The 18,791-nt window shown below is 36.3% G+C and carries 15 protein-coding genes; 8 read left to right on the plus strand and 7 right to left on the minus strand.

Annotation, left to right across the window (positions count from 1 at the left end):
• Positions 1-138 precede the first annotated feature (138 nt).
• The 3 genes from BC781_RS24535 (at position 139) to BC781_RS24545 (ending at position 2,109) form a co-directional block, all read left to right on the plus strand.
• The gene (locus BC781_RS24535; RefSeq protein ID WP_109623037.1) at positions 139-807 is read left to right on the plus strand and encodes a DUF4136 domain-containing protein; all 669 of its coding nucleotides are present in this window, start codon (positions 139-141) and stop codon (positions 805-807) included.
• A gap of 8 nt (positions 808-815) precedes the next feature.
• Positions 816-1,418, plus strand: a complete 603-nt coding sequence (locus BC781_RS24540) for an outer membrane beta-barrel protein (protein WP_109623039.1) — start codon at positions 816-818, stop codon at positions 1,416-1,418.
• A gap of 109 nt (positions 1,419-1,527) precedes the next feature.
• Positions 1,528-2,109, plus strand: a complete 582-nt coding sequence (locus BC781_RS24545; protein ID WP_146201779.1) for a hypothetical protein — start codon at positions 1,528-1,530, stop codon at positions 2,107-2,109.
• A 62-nt stretch (positions 2,110-2,171) separates the two neighbouring features.
• On the opposite strand, the gene BC781_RS25785 is transcribed toward BC781_RS24545, so the two are convergent.
• Positions 2,172-2,981 carry an energy transducer TonB gene (locus BC781_RS25785; protein WP_109623042.1) on the minus strand — a complete coding sequence of 270 codons (810 nt, stop codon included), beginning with the start codon at positions 2,979-2,981 and terminating at the stop codon, positions 2,172-2,174.
• A gap of 137 nt (positions 2,982-3,118) precedes the next feature.
• Here BC781_RS25785 and BC781_RS24555 point away from each other — a divergent pair, with 137 nt between their 5' ends.
• Complete coding sequence (locus BC781_RS24555) at positions 3,119-4,882, plus strand: M14 family zinc carboxypeptidase (RefSeq protein ID WP_109623045.1); 1,764 nt, start codon at positions 3,119-3,121, stop codon at positions 4,880-4,882.
• A 41-nt stretch (positions 4,883-4,923) separates the two neighbouring features.
• On the opposite strand, the gene BC781_RS24560 is transcribed toward BC781_RS24555, so the two are convergent.
• The 3 genes from BC781_RS24560 to cdd all read right to left on the minus strand — a co-directional run bounded on the left by BC781_RS24560 (position 4,924) and on the right by cdd (position 7,459).
• Positions 4,924-5,913 carry a HupE/UreJ family protein gene (locus tag BC781_RS24560; RefSeq protein ID WP_109623047.1) on the minus strand — a complete coding sequence of 330 codons (990 nt, stop codon included), beginning with the start codon at positions 5,911-5,913 and terminating at the stop codon, positions 4,924-4,926.
• 36 nt (positions 5,914-5,949) lie between these two features.
• A complete protein-coding gene (locus tag BC781_RS24565; protein ID WP_109623048.1) occupies positions 5,950-6,825 on the minus strand; it encodes a peptidyl-prolyl cis-trans isomerase in 876 nt (291 codons plus the stop codon).
• A 139-nt stretch (positions 6,826-6,964) separates the two neighbouring features.
• Positions 6,965-7,459, minus strand: a complete 495-nt coding sequence (gene cdd / locus BC781_RS24570) for a cytidine deaminase (protein WP_109623051.1) — start codon at positions 7,457-7,459, stop codon at positions 6,965-6,967.
• Positions 7,460-7,595: 136 nt separating this feature from the next.
• Between cdd and BC781_RS24575 the strand changes: the two genes are divergently transcribed.
• On the plus strand, positions 7,596-8,960 hold the full coding sequence (locus BC781_RS24575) for a saccharopine dehydrogenase family protein (RefSeq protein ID WP_109623053.1): 1,365 nt from the start codon (positions 7,596-7,598) through the stop codon (positions 8,958-8,960).
• A 55-nt stretch (positions 8,961-9,015) separates the two neighbouring features.
• Here BC781_RS24575 and BC781_RS24580 read toward each other — a convergent pair whose 3' ends face one another.
• The 3 genes from BC781_RS24580 to BC781_RS24590 form a co-directional block, all read right to left on the minus strand.
• Positions 9,016-9,645, minus strand: coding sequence for a hypothetical protein (locus BC781_RS24580; protein ID WP_109623055.1), 630 nt, complete (start codon positions 9,643-9,645; stop codon positions 9,016-9,018).
• A gap of 175 nt (positions 9,646-9,820) precedes the next feature.
• The gene (locus tag BC781_RS24585) at positions 9,821-10,702 is read right to left on the minus strand and encodes a DUF4249 domain-containing protein (protein WP_109623056.1); all 882 of its coding nucleotides are present in this window, start codon (positions 10,700-10,702) and stop codon (positions 9,821-9,823) included.
• A gap of 65 nt (positions 10,703-10,767) precedes the next feature.
• Positions 10,768-13,071, minus strand: coding sequence for a TonB-dependent receptor (locus BC781_RS24590; protein WP_109623058.1), 2,304 nt, complete (start codon positions 13,069-13,071; stop codon positions 10,768-10,770).
• A 316-nt stretch (positions 13,072-13,387) separates the two neighbouring features.
• On the opposite strand from BC781_RS24590, the gene purH reads away from it, so the two are divergent.
• From purH to BC781_RS24605, 3 genes are all read left to right on the plus strand, one after another.
• Complete coding sequence (purH, locus tag BC781_RS24595; protein ID WP_109623060.1) at positions 13,388-14,926, plus strand: bifunctional phosphoribosylaminoimidazolecarboxamide formyltransferase/IMP cyclohydrolase; 1,539 nt, start codon at positions 13,388-13,390, stop codon at positions 14,924-14,926.
• A gap of 127 nt (positions 14,927-15,053) precedes the next feature.
• Positions 15,054-16,730, plus strand: a complete 1,677-nt coding sequence (locus BC781_RS24600) for a hypothetical protein (protein WP_109623062.1) — start codon at positions 15,054-15,056, stop codon at positions 16,728-16,730.
• A 147-nt stretch (positions 16,731-16,877) separates the two neighbouring features.
• Positions 16,878-18,752: a DUF3604 domain-containing protein gene (locus BC781_RS24605; RefSeq protein ID WP_109623065.1), complete on the plus strand. Its 1,875-nt coding sequence runs from the start codon at positions 16,878-16,880 to the stop codon at positions 18,750-18,752.
• The last annotated feature ends 39 nt before the right edge of the window (positions 18,753-18,791 follow it).

The raw sequence follows: 18,791 nt of genomic DNA on the forward strand, positions 1-18,791 counted from the left end.
TGATTTTGGAACTTGTACTTTCTTATCGAAATATTGAAAAACTTCTATATTTTAAGTAAAACTAATGCCAATTACATCTACACTTTTTGAAGAACAACTAACTTAAACAGTCGATAATTAACATTAACCCAAACCTTCATGAAGTACCCAAAACTTCAAACTATATACCTAATCGTAGCTAGTGCTCTCTTCTTTGTTTCTTGTTACCCCGATGAACCCGATAATATTTCAGAGCTTGACATTGTAGGGACTACTTTTGATCCCGAATACGATTTTTCAGAAATAGAAACCTACTTCCTTCCAGATTCAGTAGTTCATATCGAAGACTTGACACGTTCGTCTAACAATGTGAATATCACTCGTGATATTGATGATGTCATCTTAGAGACAGTCAAAGAAAATTTAGATGCTCTCGGCTATATGGAGTTAGAAACAGAAGATACTTCTCAGGTGGATGTTGTCATTCAAGTTTCAGCCTTTTCAACCACTAATACCAGTATTTTTGATCCTTATGATTGGTGGGGATATTGGGGATGGTACCCAGGCTGGGGTGGTTATCCTGGCTATGGTCCGGGTTGGGGCTATTTCTATCCTTGGGGACCTCCTATTATTTACTCTTACAGCACAGGAACAGTACTCATCGAGATGGTTGATCCTAATAACCCAATGACCAATGATGAAGAAGTGCCTTTGGTTTGGCTTGCCGCTATCAATGGACTGCTCAGTAGTAATCCTGGCTCAAACCAAAACAGAGTCGTCAATGCAATCAACCAAGCTTTCGAACAATCTCCTTACCTCAATGACTGATCTTAGTTATGAAAAATATAATTAGATATACCCTTATTACTTTCTGTCTGGCTTTCAGCATTCAGAATAGTTCTGCTCAGATGTATAGTTCTTTGACTTATGATGTTTCCTTCCCTCTCAGTCATGAAGTCATTGACTTTATTGACGATACGAGTTGGAGAGGTTTTACATTCAAGGTTGGTGGAGAAATCACAGAAAATATAGGTGCAGGTATTTATTCTGGCTGGTATGTGTTTAATGAAAAAGTAAGGGGAGAACAGATCACAACAGATATAAGTACACTATCGGGCGTTCAATTCCGCTACATTAATATTGTTCCAATTATGGCTGATGTTCACTACAGAATGGCTAACTCTGGCGATTGGACTCCATACGGTTCTTTAGGAATTGGTACATACTTCTTCAAGCACACTACAGATGTTGGTATTCTGAGAATAAGCGATGACGAATGGCATTTTGGGTTGGCTCCTGAAGTTGGTGTTGCTTATCATTTAAGAGAGAATAGTCATCTGCTTCTTAGTATCAGATATAATCATGCATTTCCTACAAAGGATTGGAATACACAATCTTTCTTTCAAATAAATGTAGGTCTGATGTGGTCTGAGTGGTAAGACACATGTTTGATGTTACGCTATTTTTTTTTCATTTTAGTATAAATGAAATATAGGTATTGATTTTCAATTCTATAGTCATTTTTCATTTACCCAAATACTAAATCTGATGAAAAATAGATTCCTTAAATCACTAATTCTACTAATTATTAGCTTTCTACCTATCCGATGCACCAACTGCAATTGTGATAATGAGTATAGATATTTTGACATCACCGATATGAGTGCTGTTCAGTATAATGTAAACGATCAAAGTGGTTTTCAAACCATATCAAATGGACAAACCGTAAACATTACAGACTTCAGAATCGGTTATAAATTCGACACAGAACTACTTAGCGCTATTCAAGCTCGATCTTTCAGTTTAACTCAAGAAGTATTTGCATGTGACTGTTATGCTATTGAGCGCTCTAAGGAAGAACGTTTTGTATCCCTATCATTTATCACAAACTATGATTTTGATGAGAATCATCAAGCGGGTTCTAGCATCAATGACCTCCTTCAAAATGGCTCCTTAAACTTAGAAGAGTATTTAAATTATACTGAACCCATAGTTTTTAAAGAAGATATATTCGAGTTAAAAAGTCCTCCTACTCTTTCAAACAAATTTAAATTCACAGTGATAGCGACTCTTAGTAATGGAGAAATTTATAGCTCAGAAAGTGAAGAAGTTACAATTCAAGCAGAATAAAAAAAGCCTTTGGAAGTATGATTAAAATCCAAAGGCTTTTCTCTTTTAAAAGATCATAGCAACTACTTACTATCTTTCTTTGATGAACTTCCTAATGAAAAATTTATAGGCACAACCATTTTCTGCTTAACAGGCTTTCCTCTCTGAAACCCTGGTTTCCATTTAGGACTCATCCTTATCACTCTTTCAGCTTCTGCATCACAACCTGCGCCAATCCCTCTTACAGTCTTAACATCAGTCACACTTCCATCTTTATCTATTATAAATTGAATGTAAACCTTCCCTTCTACTCCCATACGACGAGCCTCTTGAGGATATTTCAGATTCCTTCCTACCCAGTATAAAAATGCTGTAACACCTCCTTCAAATGAGGCAGGGTCTTCTACTATTTCAAAAACCTCGTCTAGTGTTTCTTCTTCTACTTCAAATTCCTCAAAGTTTTCCTCTTTTTCTTTTAGGGCAAATCCTCTTGCCTCAAGTTTCTTATCCGGAATTAGAAATTCGATTTTTGTTGTTTGTTTCTGAGCTACAGCCTTACCATTTAATTGAGCAGGCACCCACTTAGGACTACCACTTAGTAATCTAACAGCTTCCTCATCACAACCATGCCCTAAACTTTCATCAATCACAATGTTTTTGATTGAACCATCTTTATCTACCACAAATTCAAGTTTTACATTTCCTTGAATCTTCGCATCTCTAGCTTCTTGGGGATATTCAAGGTTATCCTTAAAGTATTGGTACAGTTCTAAAAAACCACCTTTGAAATGTGCAGGTTGATCGACATCCTTATAAACAATAGATGGTGTATTTTGTGAAAAAGCTATACTTGGAATCAAGCACAGGAATAAAAAAATTAATTCTTTTCGCATCTTAAAATGAATAATAGTTGAATACTAATGAGTTAGAGTCAAGTTAGATAAAACACAGATTAGTTTCAATTATTTGAAGACATTCCTTAGTTTCGCTGACTTACACAACAAACATCTTTTTGATCTCACAGATACTTATGACAAAATATACAACACTATACCTTTTCTTTTTACTTGCACTTATAGGCTGTGGACAATCTTCTGACACAGATTTTAGCACTCGCTTTGAAAAATCTGAAGGGAAAGAAACAGCAACCTACAATGAAACAATCGAGTACTTTGAGAAATTAGCTGATACAAGTCCATTTGTCAAATTACAGACCTTTGGTACTACCGATGCGGACAAACCTTTACACCTTGCTATTTTTGATTTCGATCAAGATTTCAACTTCAAAAAAAGCAGGACAAAGAAAAAAGCAATCGTCTTTATCAATAATGGGATACATCCTGGAGAACCAAGTGGTATAGATGCGTCTATGCTTTTCTATAGAGAATTAATCCAAAATGATTCTCTACGTCAGCAATTAAAAGATATCGTTATTGCTTCTGTTCCGATCTACAATATTGGTGGAGCTTTTAACCGTAGCAGTTTCAGTAGAGCAAATCAGCAAGGGCCAGATGCTTATGGTTTTAGAGGTAACAGTAGAAATTTCGATCTGAATAGAGATTTCATTAAGCTTGACTCTGAAAATGCAAAGACATTCACACGAATCTACCAACTTATTCAACCCGATGTTTTCTTAGATACACATACCAGTAATGGTGCCGATTACCAGCACATCATGACGCTGCTTACAGGACAAATCGAAAAAATGGGTGAAGATGTAGGTAGCTATGTGCGATCAACTTTTGAGCCTTTATTATATCAAGAAATGCATGAAAAGGGTTTTCCTATGGTTCCTTACGTCCATTCTTTGGGTAAAACTCCAGATACAGGAATTACTGCTTTTTACGATTCACCTAGATATTCGACTGGATATTCAGCGACATTTCATGCGCTTTCTTTTATCACAGAAACACATATGCTGAAAACTTACAAGCAGCGAGTTGATGCGACTTATGCTTTTATTGAAACTCTAATAAAAACTACTGCAACTGAAAAAGAGACGATCAAAAGTCTTAGAGAGAAAGCAATTACAAAGGCTAAAACTGCAGATGAATTTACCTTGCATTGGGAAATTGATACAAGTCGTTATGACATGATTCCATTTAAAGGCTATACAGCTAAGTATAAACCAAGTCTAATTAGTGGAAAAGAACGTTTATACTACGATCGAAATGAGCCTTGGGAAAAAGAAATTCCATACTATAGCTATTACACGCCTGTACAAAAGATAAAGACACCTAAAGCCTACATTATTCCAAAAGCGTGGAAAGAAGTTATCAGAAGGTTGCAAGTCAACAAGGTTAAAATGAGTCCAATTTCAGAGGATACAACTATGATGGTCACAGCTTACAGAATAGCCGACTTGAATACTGTAAAATCTCCTTTCGAGGGTCATTACTTGCATTATCAGACTAAAACTGAAACTATTCAAACGGAGATTTCTTTCAAAAAAGGAGATTGGCTTATCCCTCTGAACCAAGACCGTAATCGTTTCATTGTAGAAGTTTTAGAGCCTTCTGCCCCAGATTCTTATTTCAATTGGAATTTCTTTGACACTATTTTACAGCAAAAAGAATGGTATTCTTCTTATGTTTTTGAAGATTTGGCGGTACAATATTTAGAAGAGCATCCAGAAATCAGGGCTAAACTTGAAGCCAAAAAACTTGAAGACCCTGCCTTTGCTGAAAATGGTGCTTCTCAACTTTATTTTGTTTATAAACAAACACCTTATTACGAAAAAGAGCATTTAAGATATCCTATTTTCAGAGTAGAAAAAGAAGCACTAGCATTATAAAATTTGAAAACGGCATAAATCAGTTTTATGCCGTTTTCTTTTTAGCAAAAAGCTGCTATTCGTTCTATAAACCAAAAAAATGCAACTGAACCAATCATATAGGCAGGTATCTTTTTTACCATTAAAGACACATTTGATAGTCGATTAAACAGCCCAAAAACAGCTAGCATTACAGATACAAAAGCAATCTGTCCTAGCTCAACACCGATATTAAAACACGCAAGTGCTACAGGTATTTCTACTTGAGGAAGCCCCACTTCGTGTAAAGCACTCGCAAAGCCCAAACCATGCAATAATCCAAAAGTGAAAGCTACTAACCAAGGTGACTTACTTGTCAAACTTTCTTTACCTTCTAAATTTTTTATTAACTCAACAGCTAAGAATACGATACTTAAAGCGATGACTGCCTCAACAGGTGGAGTGGGAATATAGATAACGCCCAAAACAGCTAAAGTTAAGGTAAAACTATGAGACAAAGTAAAAGCTGTTATCGCTCCCAATAGCTTTTTGAACCGTTTACAAATCAGCAATAGGGCTAACACAAATAACAAGTGATCTATCCCTAACAAAATATGTTCGACACCCAATACTGTATAAGTCTCGGCTAGCTGTAGAGTACTTGCCGTCCCTTTTATCAATCCAGTATCTTGATCTGCTTGTAGCATCATTGTACTTCGCTCTCCATTCAGGTACTCGACACTGACCAATACATCAATCAAAGTTTTCTTCAGTCCATCAATAAAAATAGCAGTTCCTTCTAACGGTATTTCTGCAACTAACTCATATTTTGAGAAACTAGCACCTATCGATTTTTGAGGTCTCATAAGTCTATTGAGTTGGATTCCTTCCTCAAAAACAGGATAAATTGGAGGAATCACATCTCTCATTCTAGGTACTTTCCAATAGACCTCATAAGTATCTGAATCCTTCTGAATAATCTGTAGAAAAGCAGGGCGAATTTCGTGAGACCATGATTGAGAAGGCAACAAGAAAAGAATTATAAAAAGGAGGTAAGTAGATAGTTTTTTCATACAATTCGACTGATCAGAGTCTTAATTTTTCCAATATCACCTTACTGATTTCAAACTATAATCTTCCGAGAGGAAATTTTCTTCAGGCAGTTCATCTACTGTAATCTTGTATTGCTCTTTCAATAAATGGTAGATTTCTTCAGCACTTTCCTTTTCCCTTTCATATCTCCAATCTCTCAAAACATCATCTTTTACTTGGTTTAGTGATGGAATTGGAGCTTCGACTTTTTCTTTGATAAATACCAAATGCATCCCCAACCCTGAAGTAACTGGGCCTATCCATTTTTCAGTTTCTACTGACTCAATAGACCTTACAAACTGTTCCCCTAATTGTCTGCCAAGATGGTATGTAGAAACCTTCTCATAATAAAAAGGAAATGAAAGCTGATCGCCTTTTCCTTCCACTTCATCAAAGGGTAGATTCTCTAAATCAGATAATAATTCTTTAGCATCTTTAATTGGGTTCTCTCTATGATCTCCCGTGAAGGTTAATTGGTAAAGGCTATATTTTGCAGGTAATCTATACTCTTCTAAATGAGTTTTAAAGTATGACTCTAATTCTGATTCGGTAGGCTCCGTCATTCGCGCAAAATCATTGGATAAGAACTGCATTTTTTGTGCTAATCGTCTTCTGATAATCTCATCATTATGATCTAAATTTATCTTCAAGGCTTCTCGATAAAAAACCTCTTGTTGAAGAAATTGATCTATGAGTTTTTGAAACTCGCTACTCGTTGGTTTACGTTTCCATTGCATTTCCCACTTAGCAATCATCTCTTTGAGGTCGCTACTATCTACATGTATTTCGTCCTCTGCTTGATCAGTTTCAAGACCTATACTTTGGTAAACTAAAAAAATAAGACCTCCTATTAGTGCAAAATGCAATAGCGGTTCTTTCCAAAATTTCTGCATAGGTTCTAGTTAATTTCATGTTTAAGGCTTGATAAAAAAATAAGCTATTTATGTTTGAATCACACAAATAGCTTTTTCATTCTATACCTTGTTATATAAATAATCCCAAAGCAAAATATAATTCTTCTACCTCAAAGGATTACTTATTGGTAAGTGCTGATTTATCAAAATGCAGAGGCAGTAAACTACCCAATGAAGGGAACAAATAATATTCTCCATTTTCCCATATCATAAGCAATGGGATTGGGCTTTCTTGTTTCATTTCATACTCAAACATTGCTTGTCTGCAAGCACCACAAGGGGCTGTTGCAACAAAATCTTGGGCATCTTTCGGCTTCCCAACTACTGCTATAGCTGTTATCTTCTGATCGGGATAGTTACTCCCTGTCCAATAAATTGCAGATCTTTCTGCGCAGATTCCAGAAGGATAGGCTGCATTTTCTTGGTTACTCCCTGTAACTATTTCTCCATTTTCCAATTGTAATGCGGCTCCTACCTGAAAGTTTGAATATGGGGCATAAGCTTTTTCACTGATTTGCTCAGCAGCTTTCATTAGGTTTTGAAATTGAAGGGGTAAATCCGAAAAGGTTTCAAAGACTTCAATCTCTGTGGTAAGTTGTATTTTTTTCTTCATGTTGTGCTTTTTATCGTCACTGAAAGTAGTGATAAGCAATGGAATCGCTAAGGATTATATCAATTAAGTCCTAAAATTTTGCTTATTTACCAATGCTTAACATACTCAAAATAACACAAACCGATTAACAACAACAATGAAACACATATTATTGATTGGCGCTGGGCGATCGGCGACCACCCTAATTGACTATTTACTAGAACAAGCTGAAAGGTTAGATTGGTTTATCCGATTGGGAGACCGTGATGAGACTTTAGCCCAAGAAAAAATAAAAGGAAGCTCAAGAGCAACCGCTTTTGGCATGGATGTGAAAAACACAGAACAACTGATTATTGAAATCAGACAAGCCGATGTTGTTATTTCTATGCTTCCTGCTTTTATGCACTTACAAGTTGCAGAGCTTTGTGTTGAATATAGAAAACACCTTGTAACGGCTTCTTATGTTTCTGAAGACATGAAGAAACTCAATGAGAAAGCGGAACAAAATGGTGTACTTCTTCTGAATGAAATTGGTCTTGACCCAGGTATTGACCATATGTCTGCGATGAAACTTATTCATCATATTAAAGATGAAGGTCATAAAATTGAAGCTTTTGAATCTTTTACTGGTGGACTTTTAGCACCAGAAAGTGAGAAAGGAAATCCGTGGAAATATAAATTTACATGGAATCCTCGAAACGTAGTCTTGGCAGGTCAAGGCGGCTCTGTGAAATTTTTACACAATGGACGTCACAAATACATTCCTCCTTATCGACTTTTCAGACGTACTGAAATCTTAGACATTGAAGGCTTCGGTAAGTTTGAAGGCTATGCCAACAGAGATTCCTTAAGTTACATTAATATTTATGGCTTACAAGGCACTCCTACGGTCTATAGAGGTACACTTCGTAGAGTAGGATTCTGTAGAGCTTGGCATATTTTCGTGATGCTTGGAGCTACCGATGATAGCTATGTGATGGAGGATATAAAAGACATGACCTATCGTGAGTTTATCAATTCTTTCCTTCCTTATAATCCGAATGATTCTGTGGAGTTGAAGCTGATGCAATACCTTCATATTGATCAAGATTCGGATATTATGGAGAAACTAAGATGGTCTGGTATTTTCTCTGATAAAAGAATTGGATTGGAGTCTGCTACTCCTGCTCAAATCTTAGAGAAAATATTGATGGATAAATGGAAAATGGATTCTGATGACCGAGATATGATCGCGATGCTACACAAGCTGATCTATTTTGATGGTGTTTCTTATCGTAAAATCCTTTCTCATATGGTCATTGAAGGAAAAGACAGCATCCATACAGGAATGGCACAAACAGTTGGATTACCTGTTGGAGTTGCTACAAAATTGATTTTAGAAGGTGTTATTCGAGAAAAAGGAGTTCAAATTCCTGTAAAACCAGAAATTTATGAACCTGTTCTCAAAGAACTCGAACATTACGGAATTCAGTTTATTGAACAAGATGAAATTTGTGAGATAGAAGCTGAAAGAACGATATAAAAAAATCCCCTTTCTTCTATTCATGAGGAAAGGGGATTTTTGTATAAAATTGACTTTACTTCAATTGTACTGTCATTAATTTTCTTTTTTGCTTAGCTGACTTTCTAGCAAATGCACTCGTATCTGTATAGTCTAAATAAGTAAGTGCTCCAGTGTACTTACCTTCAACCTTTTTCCCTTCTAGGTTAATACCATTAAACGACAACTCATAAGTTTCTCCATTTTGCGTTACGGTAAGTGCTCCGTTAACCAATAGACTACCTTCTGCATCCTCAATATCCTCTAATGCTGGAGACCAGTTAGTAGCATATAGTGCATAATCAAATGTCATTGATGGTTGCAACTCATCATTAAACTCAAATGGATAAGTTCCTTCAGATAGCCTATCCTCGCTATCTGAAAACAGTTCAAAGTAAATAAATTCTCCAGAACCTGTTGGTTCTGAATCTCCATCCGAAGAGATCTTAATGCCTTTAGAAACTAATGATAGATCAAGGTTATACCCTTCATGCCAATCATCAGTACCGTAGTTCTCCAACATACCTTGAGATAATTCATAAGTATCATCGCCTACTTTAAAATAGTTGGCCGGTAGTTCATCTCCTTCATCTGTAGCTTCTTCACAAGCAAAAAGTCCAAATGAAAGTGCCAATACAGTTACGATAGTGTGAAAAAATGATTTCATAGTTTTTAGTTTAAATATTTAGAGTATTAAAAAAATGATTGGCACCAAGAAGTAGACTTATCAAAGCATATAAAAACTAATTATTTTATTTTAAACTTTTAATACTATTTTTTACAAAATGGTCTATGAATAATGTAAAAATACAGCTACAAAATTCACATAGATTAATATTAGACTATCGTTTAAATACAGTCTTCGTAGCTAAATCTACCAATGCGATATCCGATAAGTGAAGATTGAAAAATCCTAAACCATTCGTCACGTTTGATGGATAATTAACAGGTTCAATCAATACATCATTTACAATTCCCTGAGATTGATTTCTTAACTCCAAATACTCATGATATTCTTGGCTTATATTGGCCATAGAAATCATTAGTGTATCCGAAGGATTATAGTTCTGATAAAAAGTTTCTAGATACATTGGGCGACCATCTTCTGGAATATCTTTATCTGTAAATAAAAAAGTGAATGGCTGATCCATGATAAAGTCTTCTATTTTTTGACTCTGTGACATTGAAACTCTTTGAATACTCATCATATACCAATTATCCTGATCGGGGTCGTCAAATGAAAATTCGATAGCCAAATTCATTTCATCATTTTTCTGAACAAGATCCGCTTCTATCTTATCAAAATTCACCCTTGGTAGTACCTTAGATTCGGCATAAAGCTCTTTCCCGTTTACATCTTTTATTTTTAATGCATAGGTTTCTAATTCTTCCAACTCCATAACACCCAATGCTGCATAAAGACCACTGCCCAGAATTTCTAAAGTATCATGTGCATGGTTTGAAGCTAAAATTACCTCGGCATCTTTTAAGACAATCTGATCTTCATATTTCTGAAAAATCTCTGCGGGATCTTTTGACGCTTCTCCAATGAGTCTGGCATCAAAGGTTTTAGTGAGTGCTATTGTCACATATTCTGAAGGAATATACTGAGATGAAACTACTATTTCGTTTGGTGGTGCTGGAAAGTCTACTACGGCTAAAGGTTCTGGCATACACGAAGCCAAAAAAGCTGTTCCGCAAACAAGCGATAGTACTTTGTTCATACTTGAGGTATTTAGGTTAATAGCTGGTTATTAGGTTTGGATGTTTGTTAGTTTGTTGTCGTTGCTTATAATGAAAAACTCACATTCATAAACGGTAACATACCAAATAATCCGGGTTGTTCATATCTGTAGGTGTTTGCATCTCGGTCATAGCTCAAGACGATTCCTACAGGAGATGTTCTATTGTAAACATTGTATGCCCCCGCAACAATTTTCCATTGTACCTTTTTTTCAGGTTTACTACTAAACTCTACACTCAAATCTAAACGATGTACATCCGCCAACTTCACACCATTTCTTGAAGAGTAAACAGGTACAATATCAACGACAGTTGAAACTGGGTTCAAGGTCAAATACCTAGCAATGATTGGTGTAAATCGGGCTCCTGATAAGTATTCCCATGTGCCCGATAATTTCCAACGAGGGTGTAAAATGTAATTTCCAACAATAGAGACATTATGTCTACGGTCATATCTTGATGGAAACCAAGCGCCATAATTGATATCACTAAATTGTCGTTCAGACTTAGCCAATGTGTAAGCTATCCAACCTGTGAACTTCCCTTCTTTTTTACGGAGAAGAACTTCCATACCTAACGAACGGCCTTCTCCTTGTAATAAGATGTCATCAAACTCCGTAGAAAATTGGGCATTACTACCTTCTTTATACTCTACTAGATTGTTCAACTTCTTATAGAAAAATTCTAAGGTAAATAAGCTTTTCCATTTGGGTAGATTTCTATGATAGCCAACTGTGACTTGGTGAGAATTCTGAGGTTTTACAATCTCGTTACTCGGGTACCAAATATCAGTAGGCAGAGCTACTGAAGAATTTGACAGGCGATGTAAATACTGATTCATTCTCGAATAACTCATTTTCACAGACTCTTTATCTGTCAAAGATAGTGTCATCAATGCTCTTGGTTCAAAGCCTATATATGCACTTTCAGCAAGTACAGCAGAAGAAACCCTAAAACCCAAAGTCGCTTGTATTCTATCTGTCAGTTGTCTTTCGTGCGAGACAAAAGGTGCGATTTCATGCATAAACTTGGAATTACTACGCTGATTAGGTACTACATTACTCACATCTCCCTCTGACAAAACCGTGTAAGGACTTAGTGCATGCATCGTGTAATCTACTCCCGTCTTCCAAAGGTTATTTTTCCCATCATAGTAATCCACTGTATTCTTAAAACCTAAGGAACGAATGCTGTACGAAATATTCACCAATTCATTTTGATCTACGTTTCTTAGGTTATATGAAAAACCACTAGAAGTTAAAGCCGACGATAAACTTAACTTAGGAGAAAAGGTATGTTTCCAGTTCAGTGCATAAGCATCGTTTTTATTGATCAAACCTGTATTTGAGTCAAAATCTCCCGTTTCTATCGCCATAATATCATCTCCTTTAAAAGCAGAAAATGAGATGGTATTATTTTTATTGGCCTTGTAGGTTATTTTACCATTTACGTCATAGAAATAATAAGGTAAATCTTGACCTGTAGCTTCAGCAACCTTATCGGCATAAGTTCTTCTTCCTGCTAAAGAGATCGATAATTTATCTTTTACAATTGGTGTTTCAATCGCTAATTGAGAAGCCAAAGAACCTATCTCTCCTTTCATTCGGAACTGTTGAAGGTCTGGGTCTTTTGTATTCACTTTCATCACTGAAGAAAGACGTCCTCCATCACTTGCATTAAAACCTCCAGTTGTAAGTGTCACATCATTCAATACTGCCGAATTAAATACAGACATAAAACCAAAAAGGTGACCTGCATTATACACTATTGCATTATCCAATAGTACTAAGTTCTGATCGGCATCTCCCCCTCTCACAAACATATCAGAAGAACCTTCAAAACCTTTTCCTACACCGGGTAGTAGTTGAGTAACTTTAATGGGGTCAAAGTTTCCTGCTATGGACGGAATGTTTTCCATTTCCTCAATGGAAATCGCTATTACACTTACCTCATTGGTTTGAATCTTTTGTTCCCATTCTGAGACGGTTACTTCCACCTCACCCAATACATTTTCTTCAATAGCTAGGAAAGGATTCCAAGTTTCGTTTTTCTGAAAATCGATCTTCTTTCGTTGAGTTGCAAAACCCACGACACTTACCACTACCTCAAATGTCCCTTTGGGAACGTGAAAGGAAAATTTACCATCGAAATCTGATGCCATCCCGATGCTTGTACCTTCCAAAAATACAGATGCAAAAGGCACCACTTCTCCAGTCTGAGCATCTTTAATCACTCCACTAAAGGTAAAAGGCTTACTTTCTTGTGCTTGTGCAACACAGATATTGATTCCATACAGGAATAATAATATAAAGGAATACTTGATGATGTAATGGGAGTAAACTTTGGTCATAGTTAGTTGGGTCGTAACTCTCTTTCAGAGAACAGTTTTTAGGTCAAATTAGGTTACTCAAAAAGCTTCTTAAGCGTCGCTTTTCTTAGTTAGGTTAGTTAAAGGTAGAAAAACACCCTTTATCATAGAAAAACGATGTAATAAAAGGCGAATAATCGCATAGTAAAACCTCATCTTCTATAAAAAATAGCAAGTCAGACTTTGCAGGGTTCAATTTAACCCATATAAATCATTTTAGATTTTTCTTCCATATTTTAGAAACTCTGTTTAGTTTCGCAGCACTTACGCTCATATACACTTCAAAATCACTTCTTCAATGAAAAAAATTGAGTCGGCACTAATTTCGGTGTTTTACAAAGACAGATTAGACGAGATTGTTAAGATTCTTGACAAACACGGGGTTAAGATCTTCTCAACAGGAGGTACGCAAAAGTTTATCGAAGAGCAGGGTGTTCCTGTAACTGCGGTAGAAGACCTTACTTCATACCCTTCTATTTTGGGTGGTCGTGTAAAAACACTTCATCCAAAAATCTTCGGTGGTATCCTGAACCGTAGAGACAATGAAACGGATCAATCACAAATCAACGAATTTGAGATTCCTAACATCGATCTTGTGATCGTTGACTTGTATCCATTTGAAGAGACAGTAGCTTCGGGTGCTGCTCACCAAGATATCGTTGAAAAAGTGGACATCGGAGGTATTTCTCTGATCAGAGCCGCTGCTAAAAACTACAAAGATGTATTGATCGTCTCTTCAAGAGAGCAATACGATGAAGTAGCTACACTTTTGGCTGAAAAAGAATGCCAAACTGAGATGAAAGATCGTTTGAAGTTCGCTTCTAAAGCTTTCGATATTTCTTCTCACTACGACACTGCTATCTTCAATTACTTCAACTCACAAGTAGAAGAAGAAGAGCAACAAAACCATTACAAAGAAAGTATCCGTACAAGCAAAACGCTTCGTTATGGAGAAAATCCTCACCAAAAAGGGGAATTCTATGGCGACTTGAACGATATGTTCGAGCAACTACACGGAAAAGAGCTTTCTTACAACAACTTGGTAGACGTTGACGCTGCGGTTGCATTGATCGACGAATTCCCAAGAACAGAAGGCGTTGCTTTTGGTATCTTGAAACACACAAACGCTTGTGGCGTGGCTGTAGCCGATACAGTAAAAGATGCTTACGTTACGGCTTTGGCTTGTGACAATGTTTCTGCTTTTGGTGGCGTTTTGGTGACCAACGAAAAAGTAGATGCAGCAGCAGCAGAAGAAATCCATAAGTTATTCGTGGAAGTATTGATTGCTCCAGACTTCGACGAAGATGCATTAGAAATCTTGAAAGGAAAGAAAAACCGTATCCTACTTAAGCGTAAGGATGTGACTCTTCCTACAAAACAATATAAGACTTTGTTGAACGGTGTATTGGCACAAGACAAAGACTTGAAAATTGAAGTTGAAGCTGATCTTTCAGTAGCAACGACAAAAGCACCAACTGAAGCAGAAACCAGAGCATTACTTTTTGCAAACAAAATCTGTAAGCACACCAAGTCAAACGCAATTGTATTGGCAGTTGACGGACAACTTTGTGCAAGTGGTGTAGGACAAACTTCACGTGTAGATGCCTTGAACCAAGCGATTGCAAAAGCGAAAAACTTCGGTTTTGATCTTTCTAAAGCAGTATTGGCTTCAGATGCATTCTTCCCATTCAATGACTGTGTAGAAATTGCACACAAAGAAGGTATCCGTGCGGTAATCCAACCAGGCGGATCTGTAAGAGACCAAGATTCTATCGATTTCTGTAACGAAAACGATATGACTATGGTCATGACAGGTGTTCGTCACTTCAAACACTAAGCCTCGGATTTTACTAATATTCGACATATATGCACTAGCCCACGATCCAGCAATGGACGTGGGCTTTTTCTTTTTTGATAGGCAGATTATTAGATTAACTTTGTACTAGACTAATATTAAGATTGTTATGAGACATTTTTTGTTATTACTTTTTGTACTATTCTCTTTTCAAAGCCTTGCACAAAACCAACTTTCAGGGGTAGGTATTTACTATGATCATTTGGGGAATGAAATCAGCGATTTTTTCCAACAAGGACGTGGACAAACATCTGCCGTTACTATAGAGCTTGGTGGAGATAGGCTAATTCCAAGTTTAGCATACCGTGCAGACGGTTCTGTAGATACTCTTTTTATCAAAAGTGATATTTATAAAGGCTTGAGAGGTTTCAAGTTTAGCCCAAAAAATCTAGACAGAAACACCTTAGTTCAAGAAGCTCAAAAATATAATAGCGGTATTCTCAAAGACAAAAAACTAAAGGCAAAAGAGTACACAAAAATAAAAGGACTTCCATTGAATGAAAGTGATTCTATAGTCGTACTTGCTAACTATTTCGTACAAAGTCCTAAAGGAAATCAAACATATAGCTCTTCTGAATTCTTTTATGTTACATATCAAAATGAAGATTATAATGTTCTGCAAAGATTAAATTCAACACTTTTTTACCTTCAGCCAAAATCTAACCCAACTCGTATTCAGCATATAAGTGGACGAGGAGAGAAACTCTTAAACAGTTTATTTTTCTTATTTAAAGACCGTCATCGTGCATTAAAAGAAGAACTAAATAAAGATAAAAAGAAATTAACTAGCTCCGACTTCCCATCAATTCTTAAAAGATTAAGCGTGATCGATGATTATGTAAATAAGAAAAAGACCTATTATAATCTCTTTTGGGAAGAGACATTAGATAAAAGTAAAATACTTTATTCATCAGAAATAACAACTCTTACGGATAGCCTTACAGAGTTGACTTTCCGTGATTTAGATGATAACACACTTAGTATTCAGGAATTTAAAGGTAACGGAGATCTAACACTTGAAGGGGGAAGTTCTTTTTTCTATGAAAATGGTACTATTAAAGATTTTTATAAATATAAGAATGGTGAAGTCTTCAAGTACCTTAAGTTTAGACCAAATGGAGACAAGCACAAGTTGTTTATTAAAAAACCTTCTTCGGCGAGTTCCACTACTCCGCCTCTCCTTTTAAGTAAATATTGGAAGTCTACTGGAGAAGAAATTAACATTTTAGTACAAGGAGAAAACCTTATCACTGAATATGATTCTATTAGAGGTCAAGAGATTAATTATATATATAAAAATAGAATTTTAGAGGAAGTTTTCTTTACAGAAAATGGAAAGCACACTCACCTATATCACCATAAATTATCATTAAAAGTCGAGGCTAACTTAAAAAACTACTTTACTAAAGCTAAAACTACTTACAATGTTTCTGAAAACCATGTTGTATATTTTTTACGACTTAAACTAGGTTCAGACTTCAAGACAATTTCTTATGACTTCTTATCACCAAAGAATGATGATAAAGAAACCGCAATAAAGGATTCTTATGCGCAATTTGAATCTAGTCCTTACAAAAAATGGAAAGGGAAAAAGAAGTTAAATTATGAGTTTATTTTACCTATTGCATTTAAATCAGGAATACCAAATTCGATAGTTCCAAGATATTTACTCAGAGATAACTCTTGGATGCATCATATGATGTGGGACAATCAAAACATGATGATGCAACAAATGATGCATCAGCAGACAATGCAATACATTCAGCAAGTAGCGCCTACTTTCTAATTCTCAATACAATTGTCATTAAAGCCTATACTTTTATGGAAGAGTATAGGCTTTTCTTCTTGTATGAATTCACAGCAAATTACAGATTTATTCTTAGGTATATCTCTTATTTTAAGATGCTGAATACCTTAGATCTGATTTGCCTATATGAGACTCATTTTATTCATTCTTTTTAGTTCTGTGCTGTTCGCTTGTGCTGATAAATCAAAGCAAAAAGATAAACCTTTAGATAATATTGTTCCACCTTCAACACTAGCTGTTCCCGAAGAAATGGATGTGACTATTAATCCATTGAAACAAGCTTACTTTGGAGAACTACATATGCATACATCTTTTTCTTTAGATGCATACATTGGGGGTACACGACTCACTCCCGACGATGCTTACAGAGCTGCAAAAGGTGAAGAAATGATCATATTGAACAAACCTTTCAAGCTCAAACGCCCACTTGATTTTTGTGCTGTAACCGATCATGCTGAATATATTGGAGAAATGCTAACGGTGATGTCTCCCAATGCAGCAGGCTACAATGACATTGAACCCACTCAGGTTCGAACAGCTAAAACAAAAGAAGAAAAAAGTGAGCTGTTCAAGAAATTAGTTGTAGATAACAACCGATCTGCAAGACCCAAACACTTATCTTATTATACGGGAAATGCATCTATAAAATCAGCTTGGCAAATGATTATAGATGCCGCTGAGAAAAATTATATTCCAGGTAAATTCACCACGTTTATAGCCTATGAATGGAGTGCAGCACCCAACTCGGCAAACCTTCATCGAAATATCATTTTCAGAGATAATGTCGTTCCAGATTTCCCTAAAAGTTATATCGATATAAATCGAGAAGAAGAACTTTGGGAATGGCTTTCCAAAATCACTACGGAAGGCTCTACTGTTCTTGCAATTCCCCACAATTCTAATGCTAGTAACGGTGATATGTTCAATAGCAAAGACTCTGATGGTTCCCCACTATCTACAGCATATGCAGCTCGGAGGCAACAGTTTGAAAGAGCTATTGAAATTATGCAGATCAAAGGAAACTCTGAAGTTCACAAAGAGCTATGGCCTACCGATGAATTTGCTGATTTTGAAAATGCGAACTCTATCTATTCCAAAAAGCGTAAGCTGAAAAAAAACAACTTTGTACGCTACGCTCTAACCAAAGGAATGGAATACCAACATAAACTCGGAGTTAATCCATTTAAATATGGCATTGTAGGCGGTACAGATAACCATAACGGCATGCCTTCAAATGTAGAAGAAGATAATTGGGAGCACGGTAGTCATGGAGTGGAAGACTTTGAGGCAAAGCAACGTACAATTGGAGATTTGACGGGCTGGGCAAAAATTTCAGACCTAAATCCTGGAGCATTGACTGCTGTATGGGCTGAATCGAACACTCGAGGGAGTATTTGGGACGCGATTTATCGGAGAGAAACTTATGCTACTTCTGGTCCTCGAATTCGGGTAAGATTTTATGGCGGAAATCATTTTGATAGAAAACCCAAAGATTACGTTGAGCTTGTCAATGACGGAGAACAAAATGGTGTCCCGATGGGCAGTGATTTGATTGTGGATGAAGGTGACCGACCTGAATTTTTAGTTTGGGCACTTAAGGATGATATTGGTCCAAACCTAGACCGTATTCAGATCATTAAGGGCTGGTATGATGGCAAAGAGTTACAGGAAAAAATATTCAACATTGCACTGTCTGATAATCGAGTAGAAAATCCCGATGGAAGTGTAGAACCGCTCGATGCAAAAGTTGATTTTAAAACAGGCTTTTGGAGTCAGGACAAAGGAGCTGTAAAATTGATGACACATTGGGAAGACAAAGAATTTAACCCTGCCTATGAAGCTTATTATTATGTCAGAGTGCTTCAACTCCCAACAGCTCGTTGGAATACTTGGGATGAAATTAGAGAGGGAGTTAAATACCCAACCGAAGTACCGAGAGTAGTAGTGGAACGTGCTTGGACTTCTCCTATTTGGTACACTCCTCCTCAAAAAAAGAAGTAATAAAAAAGTCTATAATACTTCACTAATGTTAGTACTATA

Source organism: Sediminitomix flava, from assembly GCF_003149185.1.
GTDB classification, from domain to species: Bacteria; Bacteroidota; Bacteroidia; order Cytophagales; family Flammeovirgaceae; genus Sediminitomix; species Sediminitomix flava.

Bases quoted from the DNA above. Each gene is read 5' to 3' on its own strand.
- BC781_RS24560 (WP_109623047.1), bottom strand. From the start codon at position 5,913: ATGAAAAAACTATCTACTTACCTCCTTTTTATAATTCTTTTCTTGTTG.
- BC781_RS24575 (WP_109623053.1), top strand. From the start codon at position 7,596: ATGAAACACATATTATTGATTGGCGCTGGGCGATCGGCGACCACCCTA.
- BC781_RS24555 (WP_109623045.1), top strand. From the start codon at position 3,119: ATGACAAAATATACAACACTATACCTTTTCTTTTTACTTGCACTTATA.
- BC781_RS24540 (WP_109623039.1), top strand. From the start codon at position 816: ATGAAAAATATAATTAGATATACCCTTATTACTTTCTGTCTGGCTTTC.
- BC781_RS25785 (WP_109623042.1), bottom strand. From the start codon at position 2,981: ATGCGAAAAGAATTAATTTTTTTATTCCTGTGCTTGATTCCAAGTATA.
- BC781_RS24585 (WP_109623056.1), bottom strand. From the start codon at position 10,702: ATGAACAAAGTACTATCGCTTGTTTGCGGAACAGCTTTTTTGGCTTCG.
- BC781_RS24605 (WP_109623065.1), top strand. From the start codon at position 16,878: ATGAGACTCATTTTATTCATTCTTTTTAGTTCTGTGCTGTTCGCTTGT.
- BC781_RS24535 (WP_109623037.1), top strand. From the start codon at position 139: ATGAAGTACCCAAAACTTCAAACTATATACCTAATCGTAGCTAGTGCT.
- BC781_RS24580 (WP_109623055.1), bottom strand. From the start codon at position 9,645: ATGAAATCATTTTTTCACACTATCGTAACTGTATTGGCACTTTCATTT.
- cdd (WP_109623051.1), bottom strand. From the start codon at position 7,459: ATGAAGAAAAAAATACAACTTACCACAGAGATTGAAGTCTTTGAAACC.
- BC781_RS24545 (WP_146201779.1), top strand. From the start codon at position 1,528: ATGAAAAATAGATTCCTTAAATCACTAATTCTACTAATTATTAGCTTT.
- BC781_RS24600 (WP_109623062.1), top strand. From the start codon at position 15,054: ATGAGACATTTTTTGTTATTACTTTTTGTACTATTCTCTTTTCAAAGC.
- purH (WP_109623060.1), top strand. From the start codon at position 13,388: ATGAAAAAAATTGAGTCGGCACTAATTTCGGTGTTTTACAAAGACAGA.
- BC781_RS24590 (WP_109623058.1), bottom strand. From the start codon at position 13,071: ATGACCAAAGTTTACTCCCATTACATCATCAAGTATTCCTTTATATTA.
- BC781_RS24565 (WP_109623048.1), bottom strand. From the start codon at position 6,825: ATGCAGAAATTTTGGAAAGAACCGCTATTGCATTTTGCACTAATAGGA.